This window comes from Chitinophaga agrisoli, assembly GCF_008386695.1.
Lineage (GTDB): Bacteria > Bacteroidota > Bacteroidia > Chitinophagales > Chitinophagaceae > Chitinophaga > Chitinophaga agrisoli.
The window spans coordinates 1,142,788-1,156,507 of the sequence record NZ_VUOC01000001.1; the positions used below are offsets into that span (position 1 = coordinate 1,142,788).

At 50.1% G+C, this 13,720-nt stretch carries 11 protein-coding genes; 9 read left to right on the forward strand and 2 right to left on the reverse strand.

Annotated elements, in window-relative coordinates:
• Positions 1 to 86: 86 nt before the first annotated feature.
• From F0L74_RS04745 to F0L74_RS04780, 8 genes are all read left to right on the forward strand, one after another.
• The gene (locus F0L74_RS04745) at positions 87 to 1,664 is read left to right on the forward strand and encodes a M28 family peptidase (protein WP_149836665.1); all 1,578 of its coding nucleotides are present in this window, start codon (positions 87 to 89) and stop codon (positions 1,662 to 1,664) included.
• A 525-nt stretch (positions 1,665 to 2,189) separates the two neighbouring features.
• Entirely contained in the window at positions 2,190 to 2,690 is a 501-nt protein-coding gene (locus F0L74_RS04750) for an RNA polymerase sigma factor (RefSeq protein ID WP_149836666.1), read from the forward strand.
• Positions 2,691 to 2,801: 111 nt separating this feature from the next.
• On the forward strand, positions 2,802 to 5,153 hold the full coding sequence (locus tag F0L74_RS04755; RefSeq protein ID WP_149836667.1) for an ATP-dependent helicase: 2,352 nt from the start codon (positions 2,802 to 2,804) through the stop codon (positions 5,151 to 5,153).
• Between the two features lie 219 nt (positions 5,154 to 5,372).
• Complete coding sequence (locus tag F0L74_RS04760; RefSeq protein ID WP_149836668.1) at positions 5,373 to 5,834, forward strand: regulatory protein RecX; 462 nt, start codon at positions 5,373 to 5,375, stop codon at positions 5,832 to 5,834.
• A 154-nt stretch (positions 5,835 to 5,988) separates the two neighbouring features.
• The gene (locus tag F0L74_RS04765) at positions 5,989 to 6,783 is read left to right on the forward strand and encodes an amidohydrolase (RefSeq protein ID WP_149836669.1); all 795 of its coding nucleotides are present in this window, start codon (positions 5,989 to 5,991) and stop codon (positions 6,781 to 6,783) included.
• Positions 6,780 to 7,163: an SMU1112c/YaeR family gloxylase I-like metalloprotein gene (gene gloA2 / locus F0L74_RS04770; RefSeq protein WP_149836670.1), complete on the forward strand. Its 384-nt coding sequence runs from the start codon at positions 6,780 to 6,782 to the stop codon at positions 7,161 to 7,163. Before F0L74_RS04765 ends, gloA2 begins: the two co-directional genes overlap by 4 nt.
• Positions 7,164 to 7,172: 9 nt before the next feature.
• Complete coding sequence (nagA, locus tag F0L74_RS04775; protein WP_149836671.1) at positions 7,173 to 8,276, forward strand: N-acetylglucosamine-6-phosphate deacetylase; 1,104 nt, start codon at positions 7,173 to 7,175, stop codon at positions 8,274 to 8,276.
• Between the two features lie 93 nt (positions 8,277 to 8,369).
• The gene (locus F0L74_RS04780) at positions 8,370 to 10,055 is read left to right on the forward strand and encodes an ArnT family glycosyltransferase (protein ID WP_149836672.1); all 1,686 of its coding nucleotides are present in this window, start codon (positions 8,370 to 8,372) and stop codon (positions 10,053 to 10,055) included.
• 83 nt (positions 10,056 to 10,138) lie between these two features.
• On the opposite strand, the gene thiL is transcribed toward F0L74_RS04780, so the two are convergent.
• The gene (thiL, locus tag F0L74_RS04785) at positions 10,139 to 11,173 is read right to left on the reverse strand and encodes a thiamine-phosphate kinase (RefSeq protein WP_149836673.1); all 1,035 of its coding nucleotides are present in this window, start codon (positions 11,171 to 11,173) and stop codon (positions 10,139 to 10,141) included.
• Between the two features lie 18 nt (positions 11,174 to 11,191).
• Positions 11,192 to 11,962, reverse strand: a complete 771-nt coding sequence (locus tag F0L74_RS04790; RefSeq protein WP_149836674.1) for an inositol monophosphatase family protein — start codon at positions 11,960 to 11,962, stop codon at positions 11,192 to 11,194.
• A gap of 164 nt (positions 11,963 to 12,126) precedes the next feature.
• Between F0L74_RS04790 and F0L74_RS04795 the strand changes: the two genes are divergently transcribed.
• The gene (locus F0L74_RS04795; RefSeq protein WP_149836675.1) at positions 12,127 to 13,671 is read left to right on the forward strand and encodes a GH3 family acyl-acid amido synthetase; all 1,545 of its coding nucleotides are present in this window, start codon (positions 12,127 to 12,129) and stop codon (positions 13,669 to 13,671) included.
• Positions 13,672 to 13,720 lie beyond the last annotated feature (49 nt).

The window sequence follows — 13,720 nt, forward strand, 5'->3', positions numbered from 1 at the left end:
GATATGCGCTACGCATAATAAGAATTTATTAAGCCGGGAAGAGAATGCGCTGTCTCCCCCGGCTTTTACTTTTTTAATCTGATACTATGCGATTATTTACACTCCTTATCACTTGTTCCCTCCTGAGCACAGCCGCCTTAGCGCAGCACGACGAGCAGATAGTAACCCCCGCCGGTAAACCCTCGGTAGCTGCCCGTTTTGGGGAAGGCATTACAGCCAATGCCGTAAAACAACAATTATCTATCGTGGCCGGCGCCGGCATGCAGGGCCGCGAAACCGCCACGGAAGGTCAGCGCAAGGCCGCTGCCTATATTATATCCCAGTTCTCTAAAGTTGGTCTGCAACCCGGGGCCAATGGCAAATGGGAACAATATTTTTACCTGTACCAGGATACGCTGAGCACCGGCAGCATTGCCCTTAACGGCAAAACCTACCGCTTTGGACAGGACTACTACAGCGGTGTGCAGAACGGCGCTAACCAGGAGCTGAAATCCTCCAGGGTAGTATTTGCCGGTTATGGCATCAGCGATAAAGAATACGATAACTACGAAGGGCTGGATGTAGACGGCGAGGTAGTAATGATCCTGCCTGGCGAGCCGCATGCAAACGACACCGCCTACCAGCTTACCGGCAACCGCCGCCCTTCTCCCTGGGGCGCGCTGAATAAAAAAATAGCAGAGGCCACCGCCCGTAAGGCCAAGGCCATCCTGGTGGTAACAGAAGGGGTGGAGCGGATAGAAAAGATCTCCGGTAACCGCCTGTTCCGCTCCGGTATCTATACCACCCCGCCCAAACAAGCGGAAACGCCTAATACCTACTATATCTCCGCTAATATGGCCGCTGCCCTGCTGGGTGTGAAGAGCCCGGAGGAGCTGTTTAAACCGGCCGCCGCAGACCGTTTAAAACCAACCGTGATCCGTAAGCCGGTACAGATCTCCTTTAAGAAAGGCCTCCGGGAACTGCGTTCCAGCAACGTACTGGCCTACATGGAAGGCACGGATAAAAAAGACGAGATAGTATTTGTGACCGCGCACTATGACCATCTGGGCACGCAAGACAGTATGGTATACTATGGGGCAGACGATGACGGCTCCGGTACAGTAGCCGTGCTGGAAATAGCCGCCGCCTTTGCCCGCGCCAAAGAAGCAGGCCAGGGCCCGCGCCGCAGCATGGTGTTTATGACCGTATCCGGCGAGGAAAAAGGCCTGCTGGGCTCCAAGTATTACACGGAAAATCCTATCTATCCCCTGGATAAGACCGTAGTTGACCTGAACATAGACATGATTGGCCGTATAGACCCAATGCATGAAAAAGATACGAACTATGTATATGTTATTGGCGATGATAAGCTCAGCTCCGCGCTGCGCGGCATCAATGAAAAAGCCAATGCTACTTTTACAAAGTTCCACCTGGACTATAAATACAATGATCCGGAAGATCCCAACCGCTTCTACTATCGCTCAGATCACTACATGTTTGCCCGCAACAATATTCCTGTGATCTTTTATTTCAACGGCACGCATGAAGACTATCACCGCGTAACAGATACTGTTGAAAAGATAGACTACTCCTTATTATCACGCCGGGCACAGCTGGTATTCTACACCGCCTGGGAAATAGCCAACCGGGAGGAGAAGCTGAAAGTAGACAGGCACGAGAAATAATGTGCTGATGTGCTGATATGCTAATGTGCTAATGTCTGGATTGCGAGTGTGCTGATCTACAAATCACGGATGTAGATTAATGCATTCTTTCATCAGCACATTAGCATATCAGCACATTAGCACATTAACTTTATTCGTATAGTCACAAAAAAAATAGGTTATCCCCTTTTTTTTCAATAACTTAGTTATAATAGTTAAACATTAGACAAGGTTGGTATTCGTTATTTGTTTAATGTGAAAGAGAGTCATACAGGTAATACCATTATTATTTCAGGCAAGTAAAGCGGAAAACCCAAGTATCTATCGGATAGCTCCACCGGCTATCCGGCATCAACTGTGAATTATTTAGCAAGCGGTCTCAGAGTCATTATGTAGAATGCAAGCAATTGTGCCCCGCTATTGGTAACCAAAAAAATTACCGTCATGAAGTACAATTCCTGTAGAACGTATCCCCCATGCCGTTAGGAATGGTTATATCGCTATAGCATCAGGCGTAATGTATTGTATAATCCTAAAAAGTGAATTATGTCATCCACCGAATTCAACAATTTGTTAATGGGAAACGCTGATTTCCTAAGACCCTACGCAATTACACTTACCAAGGATTCGGAATCTGCAAAAGACCTTTACCAGGAAACACTTTACCGCGCATTGGCAAACCGTGAAAAATACCTGGCCGGTACTAATATCCGGGCCTGGCTCTACACCATCATGCGCAATATCTTCATCAATAATTACCGGCGCGGCAACCGGCAATACCGGCTGCTGGATAACGCCATGGGCGAGTTCCTGCTGCATCACCAGCAGCCCGCCATTGGTAATTATGCAGAGAATGGCCTGCGGGTAAAGGATGTGCACATGGCTATCTATAATCTGCCCTCTATCTTTAAACAGCCCTTTCTTTTATATTACGAAGGGTATAAATATTATGAGATCGCCGTTATCCTCAACGAGCCCCTGGGCACCGTAAAAAGCCGCATTCACTTTGCCCGCAAAATGCTCAAGTCGCGGATCACGCGCTACTAGCAGCGGATTGCCCGCTGCAGAAAAAATGTGAGTAGCCAGTGGAAATTGTTAGTAACTACCGGCGATTATATTCGCGGCTCTTACTAACAATTTAGCTATTTTTACACCCTGATGAATCCAAATTACTTAGACGAACTGAATGAACGCCAACGTGAAGCGGTGTTGCAAATCAAGGGCCCGCTCATGATCGTGGCAGGCGCCGGATCTGGTAAAACAAAAGTGCTGACCACCCGTATTGCGCACCTGATGCGTAATGGGGTAGACGCTTTTAATATACTGTCCCTCACCTTTACCAATAAGGCGGCCCGCGAAATGAAAGAGCGTGTGGAGAAGATCCTTGGCGGCAGCGAGGCCCGCAACCTCTACATAGGCACCTTCCACTCCGTTTTTGCCAGGTTGTTACGCGGCGAAGCGCATCGCCTGGGTTATCCTAACGACTTTACCATCTACGATACGGACGACGCCAAAAGCGTGATCAAGACCGTGCTCAATGAGCAGAACCTGGATGATAAACATTACAAGCCCAATTTCGTATACAACCGTATTTCCGCCGCCAAGAACAGCCTCATGGGCCCGGCAGAATACCAGCACGACTATTATGTGCAGCAGGAAGACATGCGGGCCAACCGCCCCATGATAGGCAAGATCTACGAATTGTACGCCGCCCGCTGCTTTAAGAACGGCGCCATGGATTTTGACGATCTGCTGTTCAAATTCTATATACTGCTGAAACAGTTTCCGGAAGTGCTGCACAAATACCAGCACAAGTTCAAGTATATCATGATCGATGAGTACCAGGATACCAACCCGGCACAGTACGAGATCATCAAATTACTGGGCGCTGTGCATGAAAATATCTGCGTGGTGGGTGATGATGCCCAGAGTATCTACTCCTTCCGCGGCGCTACGATCCAGAACATCCTCCAGTTTGAAAAGGATTATGACGATGCCAAAGTGGTGAAACTGGAACAGAACTACCGCAGTACCAAATCCATCCTGAACGTAGCCAACGAGGTGATTGCCCACAACAAAGGCCAGATAGAAAAAGCCCTGTGGACCAATAACATGGAGGGCGAAAAGATAAAGCTGGTACGCACCATGACGGATAACGAAGAGGGAAAATATGTAGCGGATATCATCGCAGAGCAAAAGCTGCGCAACCACTACGATAACCGCGATTTTGTGATCCTGTACCGTACCAACGCCCAAAGCCGCTCTTTTGAAGAAAGCCTGCGCCGCAAAGCTATCCCCTACCGGATATTTGGCGGCGTATCCTTCTACCAGCGTAAGGAGATCAAGGACTTCCTGGCCTACCTGCGCATTACCATTAATACGCGTGACGAGGAAAGCCTGAAGCGTATTATCAACTACCCGGTAAGGGGCATTGGTAAGACCACCATCGAAAAAGCGACCGTATTAAGCAATGAGCACAATATCACCCTCTGGGAAGTGCTGGAAAGAGGCCGTGAATTTGGCTTTAAAGGCGGTACGCTGGAAGCGATAGAAGGCTTTATCACCATGATCCAAAGCTTTAAGGCCATCCTGGACAAACACAACGCTTATGATGTGGCCGTACAGGTAGGTAAAAGCACCAACCTGGTAAAAGAGCTGTTTAACGATAAAACTACCGAAGGCCTGGCCCGGTATGAGAATATACAGGAGTTGCTGAACTCCATCAAAGAGTTTACAGAAACCCCTACGGAAGATGGCGAGCTGCTAGACAAGAGCCTGGGCTCCTACCTGCAGCAGATCACCCTGCTCACAGATGCGGACCAGGGCGGCGACGAGAACAGCGATGTAGTGAAACTGATGACCATCCACGCCGCCAAAGGCCTGGAATTTCCCGTGGTATTTTCCGTGGGCCTGGAAGAGAACCTGTTTCCCAGCACCCTTTCCATCAACACCCGCGAAGAGCTGGAAGAGGAAAGACGCCTGTTCTACGTGGCCATTACCCGTGCCAAAGCCCGCCTGTGGCTTACCTATGCCGGCAGCCGCTACCGCTTTGGCAGCCTGGTGCAGAATGAGCCCAGCCGGTTCCTGGAAGAAATGCCGGAACAGTTCATAGACCGTAGCTACGCCGGTGGCAACAACATACGCAGCCCGTTTAATTCAGGTGGCGGCCTGTGGAACAACGGCGGCAATAATATGTTTGACCGTAAAAAGGCGCCTACCTCATCCGGTACGCCTGCTACCTCATCATCTTCGTCATCTTCGGCCTCCCGCCCGGCTCCCAAGCCTACGCCGCCGGCTGGTAACCATGTGCCCACACCGGGTTTTGCCCCCGATGATCCGGCCCTGATGGAAGCCGGTATGGAGGTAGAGCACCAGAAGTTTGGCTTTGGCACCATCCTGAATATGGAAGGCGCTGCCAATAACCGTATTGCTACGGTAAACTTCCCCAAGGGCGGCGGCGAAAAGAAGATTATGCTTAATTATGCCCGCTTAATGATAGTGAAGAAATAGCTGTTAGGGCCGTAGCTTTTAGCTGTTAGCGTTATGCTGGGAGCTAAAAGCTACTCCCTAAAGGCTGATGGCTTAAGCTGATGCTGAAAGCTGGCGCCTGACGGCGGCCTGCAAAAAGGGCTACGTTAAAGGCTACGCTGCCAAGAGCTTAAGCTGTTCTTTACACCAGGCTACCGCCTAAAAAGTCCACCACTAAAAGCTTAAAAAAAAGCTGTTTTCTTGTCTTCTGCCGATCTACAAAAACTCCGTCATTACTGCGCTTACCAGGAGCGCTGCCATAGCGAGGTACAGCAAAAGTGCCGGGAGCTGGGCCTGTACGGGCCGGCAGCAGATGAGGCTATTGCCGCCCTGATAGCAGATAATTTCCTGAACGAGGAACGTTTTGCCAAAGCCTTTGCCGGCGGCAAATTCCGCAGCAAACACTGGGGCCGCCGCAAAATAACGATGGAGCTGCAGCAAAGACAGCTCTCCTCCTATTGTATCAAAAAAGGGCTGCAGGAAATAGACGAAACGGATTACAGGAACACCCTGCAACGCGAGGCGGCTAAGAAATTTGCCTCCCTGGAAGGGGAGCACCCCATCAAACAGCGCCAGAAAACCATGCAATACCTCCTGCAAAAAGGCTTTGAGCCCGCCCTGATCCAGGACGCCCTTGAACAGATCGCAAATGACCCCTCCTAAAACGCCCATTTTTTAAAAAGTTTTTAAGCCCGCAAAGCGTAAATTTGTCAACTACGTATTGTTGAAGGCGGATAGTCTGACCATATCATCACTATTCCCAACGCCTCAGGTGAACAAGAGCACGCAGCAGTCGTAAGCGCAATTATCTCAATTTATGTCAGATCTGAAAGTAACACTTATCCAGTCACAGTTGTACTGGGAGGATATCGCCGCGAACCTGCGGATGTTTGATGAAAAGATCAATGCTATTCCGGAACGCACGGAAGTGATCGTATTGCCGGAAATGTTCAGCACCGGCTTCAGCATGGAATCTGAAAAGCTGGCGGAAACCATGGACGGCAGCGCCGTACAGTGGATGAAGCAAAAGGCGGCAGAAAAGAACGTGATCATCACCGGTAGCCTTATCATCAAAGACGGCGATAATTATCTGAACCGTCTTATCTGGATGCAGCCCAACGGCGTATACGGCGTCTACGACAAACGCCACCTGTTTGGTTATGCCGGCGAACATGAGCATTACCTGCCCGGCGATAAACGCCTGATTGCCCAGGTAAAAGGCTGGAAGATCAACCTCACCGTTTGTTACGACCTGCGTTTCCCCGTTTGGGCGCGTAATGCGTTTGTACCGGAAACGGGCGCACCAGCTTATGATGTGCTCATTAACGTGGCCAACTGGCCGGAGCGTCGTAACGTGGCCTGGAAAACCCTGCTGCAGGCCCGTGCCATCGAAAACCAATGTTATGTAATAGGCGTTAACAGGGTAGGCAATGATGGTAATGAGATCTACCACAGCGGCGATAGCAGTCTTATTGACGCCATGGGCGCCATTGTTTACCAGAAAGCGCACGATCAGGACACTTTCACTTATACGCTGCAGCGCAGCCATCTGGATGAGGTAAGGAGCAAACTGCCCTTCCTAAAGGATGCAGATAAATTCCAGCTGTTTTGATTGCCGGCGTACACCATATCGCCATCATCTGCAGCAACTACGAGCGTAGTAAAGCTTTTTATACGCAGGTGCTGGGTATGCAGATAGTACGGGAGGTATACCGTGAAGAGCGGCAGTCCTGGAAACTGGACCTTGCCCTGGGCGATCAATATGTAATAGAGCTGTTCTCCTTCCCGGAGCCGCCGCCACGGCCCAGCCGTCCGGAGGCACAGGGGCTGCGCCACCTGGCTTTTACCGTGCCGGATGTAGATAAGGCGGTGCTACAATTGCAGGAGCGCGGTGTTATCACAGAGCCGGTACGTATTGATCCTTACACTGGTAAACGGTTCACCTTTTTCCAGGATCCGGATGGCCTGCCCTTAGAACTATACGAAAATTAAATAGCCAGCATGTCAGTAGCTTACACCAATGCACGCATCTTTACAGGCGACCGTTTTCTGAGTGGCCAGGCCGTATTAACGGATCATGGCGTTATACTGGGCGTATTGCCCATGTCAGAGATCCCGGCGGATACGGAGGTAATAGACCTGCAGGGTGCCACGCTGGCTCCGGCGCTTATTGATCTGCAGATCTATGGCGGCAACGGGCAACTATTCCCCTATAGTACAGATGTGGCATCGCTGGCAGCTACCTACGACTATTGTTATAGCGGCGGAGCAGCCCATTTTATGCCCACCATACCCACCACCTCCTGGGAGGTGATGCTACGCTCCATCCAGGCCGTAAAAGAATACTGGAGCCAGGGCCGTAAAGGCGTATTAGGCCTGCACCTGGAAGGGCCTTTTATGAACCCGGAAAAGAAGGGCGCCCATTTAGAACATTACATCGTTACACCTACTGAAAAAGATATAGACCGGTTGCTGGAGCACGGCGAGGGCATTATTAAGATGATGACCCTGGCCCCGGAACGCTGCGATCCCAGGCTGGTAAAACGGCTGCAAAGCGCAGGTATACTCATCTCCGCCGGACATAGTAATGCCAGCTATGAACAGGGATACGCCGCTTTTGAGAACGGTATTCCCGCTGCCACGCACCTGTTCAATGCCATGTCTGCCCTGCAAAGCCGGGCCCCGGGCATGGTGGGCGCTATTTATGATCATGACCGCGTATGCGCCAGCGTGGTAGCAGATGGCATACATGTGGATTTTTCCTCCATCCGCATCAGCAAAAAGATCATGGGCAACCGCCTGTACCTGATCACAGACGCCGTGGCGGAGTGCCGGGAGGGCGACTATATCTATATTTTTGAAAAAGACCGCTATGTGAATGCCCAGGGGACCCTGGCCGGCTCCTGCCTTACTATGATGCAGGCCGTGCGTAACTGCGTACAGCAGGTGGGTATACCCGTGGAAGAGGCCCTGCGTATGGGATCTGCCTACCCTGCCGCCCTGGCGGGTAAAGGCCATGAGCTGGGACGTATAGCCGCCGGTTACAAAGCCAGCATGGTGGCTTTTGACGCCAACCTGCAGGTGGTGCGTATGATCGGTGAATAAGGGCTGTGCCGGCCTTAGGAAATATGTGTGATAATCGTATTTCGTTTTAAGTAACTTCGCGCTTAACAATTTCTTAATCTGGCAAGGTTCAGTATGTCGGCACTAACGCGGTTTTTTACCAAAGATCAAAACAAGTACACTTTTTTACTGGGCTGGCTGGTGCTGGGCTTAATACAGGCCAGCTGTACACAGCTCATGGACGATGAGGCCTACTACTGGGTATACTCCCGCCACCTTGACTGGGGCTATTTCGACCATCCCCCCATGATAGCCCTGCTGATCAAAATAGGTTATTCCCTGTTCCATAATGAATTAGGCGTTCGCTTTTGTATGGTGATCATTAACGTGCTCACCCTCTGGATCACCTGGGAACTGTTACCGCAAAAACATAACCGCCTGTTTTACCTGATCCTGTTTGCCATGGGCGCCATGCAGATAGGCGGTATGCTGGCCGTACCAGATGTGCCGCTCATATTCTTTGCCGCCTTATATTTCTGGGTCTACCGGAAGTTCATGGAGCAACAAAGCTGGAAAAACACCCTGCTGCTGGGCCTTAGTATGGCATTGCTGTTTTACAGCAAATACCATGGTATTCTGCTGGTGCTTTTTACGGTGATCTCCAACCCCAACCTGCTGCGGGTATTTAAGTTCTACCTGGCTTGTATATTAACCACCTTATTATTCCTACCGCATATCCACTGGCAGTATACACACGGTTTCCCATCCCTGCAATACCACCTGGTAGAGCGTAATACGCCGGGGTATGATATTAGCTGGACGCTGGATTATATCCTGGGCCAGGTGCTGTTATTTGGCCCTGTGGCCGGCTGGCTGCTGCTGTACTATGCTTTCATCTGCCCCATACAAAGCAGTTTTGAGCGTACTTTAAAGGTTACCCTCATAGGCGTATTGGTATTCTTCCTTTTCAGCACCTATAAGGGTAGGGTAGAGGCCAACTGGACGGTGATGGTATTTACACCCACGGCTATACTGGCCCACCAGGCTATCATCCGCCGCAGGGGCTCCTGGAAGCTGCTGCAATACCTGGGCATTGCCACCCTGGTAGTGGTGCTGGTGGCCAGGGTATACCTGGTATGGGATTTTGCGCCGGGCGTAGAGATCCGGCCGGAGATCCATCATAACAAGGAATGGGCGGCTGCCCTGCAGGAAAAAGCCGGCGACCGGCCCGTGGTATTCCTGAACAGCTACCAGCTCCCATCCAAATACATGTTTTACAGTAAGGATGGAGTGGCGTATAGCGTTAACAGCCGCTATTCCCGGCGCAGCCAGTATAATTTCTGGGATACGGAAACGCAATTATGGGGTAAACCCGTGATGATCGCTTTCCAGTCACCCTGGGAGCAACTACCGGTTACAGACAGTATCCATACCGCCAAAGGCACTTGGGAATACTATATACAACCGCAGTATTATTCCTATTCCCTGCTGCGCTTAATACCCGCTATGACCAAAGTAAAGGCCCGCCCCGGGGAGCATATGGCTTTTATACTGAAGGTACGTAACGGGTATGACCGCCCGCTGCCGGTAGATACCATGCATGAAGCGGTGCTGGGCTACGCGTTTGTAAATAAACGGGAGGGATTGCCGGCGGTAAAATCAAATGTGAGCGTGTTCAAAGCGCTGGAGCGCCATATTATCCGTATGGAAGTGGTAATGCCTGAAAAGCCGGGTACCTATCACCTTAAATTCTGTGTAATGGCGGGCGTATTACCGCCTACGCATAACAGCGATGCGATAAAAGTAGAGGTAAAACAATAACCGCAATAGTTATACAACAGAAAGGTGAATAGCGAAAGGAAATGTTCCTTCACTATTCACCTTTTTTATGTGGATGATGTTATTTATTGCTCAAACGCATTCCATCCCTGCGCAACCAGTTTAAACTTGTTGCCGCCTTTAGTCAGGATGTGCGCGCCCTCGCTGATATCCGTCATGTAACCAATAACGCTGATCTGTTCATTCAGCACCAGCTTATCATAGTCTTCCTGTTTAATGGTAAACAGCAGCTCATAATCCTCCCCGCCGCTTAATGCGCAGGCGGTAGGATCTAAACTGAACTTCAACGCCTGCTGGCGGCTTTGATCTGCGATAGGCAGCTTCTCTTCATACAGGACACAACCCAGGTTGCTTTGTTTGCAGATATGCAGCACCTCTGAGCTAAGCCCGTCGCTTACGTCCATCATGGCCGTAGGTTTTACTTCCTGTTCTTCCAGGAATTCAACGATGTCTTTGCGGGCTTCCGGTTTCAGGAGGCGGCCCAATATATAGGTCTGATCTTCCAGGTCTGGCTGCAGCTGCGGGTTTTCCTTGTAGATCTGCTTTTCGCGTTCCAGCAGGGTAAGGCCCAGGAAAGCGCCGCCCAGGTCGCCGGATACGCAGATCAGGTCTCCTTTTTGCGCGGTAGAGCGTTTTACGAACTGGTCCGGCGTTACCTCGCCCAATGCCGTTACGCTGATCACGAAACCTTTCTGGGAGGAGGAGGTATCCCCGCCTATCAGATCCACGCCGTACTTCTCACAGGCGGCATATACGCCTTCATAAAACTCATTCAGCGCCTCTACGGAAAAGCGGTTGCTAAAGGCTATGCTCATGGTGATATGCGTAGGTGTGGCATTCATGGCATAGATATCTGACAGGTTCACCACTACAGATTTATACCCCAGGTGTTTAAGCGGGGTATAGCTCAGGTCAAAATGGATGCCCTCCACCAGCATATCGGTGGTGATCACGGTCTGTTTGCCGAAATGATCTATCACGGCAGCGTCGTCTCCTACGCCTAACACGGTGCTGGCCTGCTGTATCTCGATATTGCGGGTCAGGAACTCAATCAGGCCAAACTCCCCCAGGGAGTTGATCTCTGTCCTTTCTTCACTCATAATATTGTATTTGGCGTATTATTTGCCGTTTACGGCCTGTATTAAATCGTTGTGTATAATGCCGTTGGTGGCAATGATCTTTTTCTGGTGGGGGGAGAAGCGGTTGCCTTTAAAATCGGTCACTTTACCGCCTGCTTCCTCTACGATGATGAACCCGGCGGCAGAATCCCAGGCGTTCAGTTTATGCTCATAAAACCCATCAAACCGGCCGGCTGCTACCCAGCAAAGGTCTATAGCGGCAGAGCCCAGGCGGCGCAGCGGTAAACCTTCCTTTATAAAACGGCCAAATACGGCAATGGGATCATTTTCTTCCTCTTCCCAGGTATAAGGGAAACCGGTTACCAGGCAGGCTTTGGCCAGCTCGCTTTTGGCAGATACCCGGATGGGTTTGTCGTTAAGGGTAGCGCCCGCGCCTTTCTCCGCAAAGAAGAATTCGTTCATAAAAGGATTGTATACCGCGCCCATCACTACTTCGCCATCTACTTCCACGCCAATGGATACACAGCATAAAGGGATACCGTGCGCAAAGTTCACCGTGCCATCCAGCGGATCAATGATCCATTTGGTATTGGAGGCGGTAGAAAGCTCGCCGGCTTCCTCGCTCAGGATATAATGATCCGGGAAACTGGCCCGGATGGTATCCAGGATCGCGGTTTCCGCTTTTTTATCCGCTTCCGTTACCAGGTCATTCACGGAGCTTTTGCTGTCTATCTGGAAGCTGCCATTGAAATATTCCTGTAAGATTTTTCCTCCGGCTTGCGTAGCTTTGAGTAATGTGGCTTTTAACATGCCGCAAAGTTAGGAATTTAGTCGTTAGTTGCGAGCCGCCGCCAATTGACGGATCAAATAGGAAAAATAGTTAATTCTCAATCATTTATAGGTAATAACTATCCGCTTACAACTAACAACTAATTACCGTATTTTTGCATTTCAAATAATGTGAAAGGAAATTAATGGCCATCATCGGTAATCTTATATCCAGGTCACTGCGGATCCGTAAACAGTTCACGGTTAAATTAGGGACACCACGCCAATACCAGCTCCAGGTACTGCACCGCCTGCTGGAAAAAGCCAAGAACACGCAGTTTGGCCGCCATTATAAGTTTCAGGACATCTTAGATAGTCCTAACTTTATGGCACAATACCGGGCCCGGATACCGGTACATAACTACAACAAAATGCACGGGGAGTGGTGGCATAAATGCCTCGAAGGGGACGATAACGTTAGCTGGCCCGAAAAGATCAAATATTTTGCCCTCAGCTCCGGCACCTCAGAATCCGCCAGCAAACACATCCCTGTTACCCGCGACATGCTGCGCACGGTGAAGAAAGTAGGCGTAAAGCAGCTGTACTCCATGGTTAACTTTAATATACCGCCTAAATCCTTTGAGAAAGGGATCCTGATGCTGGGTGGTACCACCTCCCTGTACGAAAAAGGCGATTATTACGAGGGCGACATGAGCGGTATACAGGCCAAGAACATACCCCGCTGGTTCCGCCGTTTCTACAAACCCGGCGGCCGCATCTCCAAAAAGCCCAATTGGGAACAGCGGATCAAACTCATTGTACGTAAAGCCCCCCAATGGGATGTGGGCACCGTATGCGGTGTGCCTGCCTGGGTACAGATCGTACTGGAAGAGATCATCAAATACCACGGCGTAAAGAACATACACGAAATATGGCCCAACCTGGCTATCTATATCCACGGGGGCGTATCGTTTGAGCCTTACCGCGAAAGCTTCCAGAAAGTGCTGGGTAAACCCATCACTTTCATAGAGACCTATATGGCCTCTGAAGGTTCTTTTGGCTTCCAGGCCCGGCCCGGTACCAAAGGCATTAAGCTGGTGCTGAATGCGGGTATCTTCTTTGAATTCATACCTTTTACAGAAGACAATTTTGATGCGGATGGGGAAGTAAAACCCAATCCGAAATCATACATGATACATGAGGTGGTGGAAGATGTGGAATATGCCGTAATGCTAAGCACCTGCGCAGGCGCCTGGCGTTATCTCATTGGCGATGTAGTGAAATTCACCTCCGTAAAGGAACACGAGATCATTATCGTAGGCCGTACCAAACAGTTCCTGAGCCTGTGCGGGGAGCATATGAGCATTGATAATATGAACAAGGCCATAGATACGGTACAGCGTAAACTGGGCATTACGGTAAAGGAATTTACCATTGCCGGTTTCCCGTATGAGAACCTGTTTGCGCACCGTTGGTATATTGGCACAGATGATGTACATGTAGATACCAATAAGGTACGTGAGATCATAGATCAAACGCTGGCAGAAGTGAATGACGACTATGCGGTGGAAAGAACAGCTGCCTTAAAGGAGATCTTTGTAGAGATATTGCCCAATGACGTGTTTATTGAGTACCTGCGTGGCAAAGGCAAGGAAGGCGCTATGAACAAATTCCCCCGTGTAATGAAAGGCGAGAAGCTGAAAGATTGGGAGCGATTCCTGCAAACCAGGACCGTAGCAAACGGCAAGTGATAGACGATACTATCCCGCCCTGGCGGGATATTTAACAATACTTAATTAA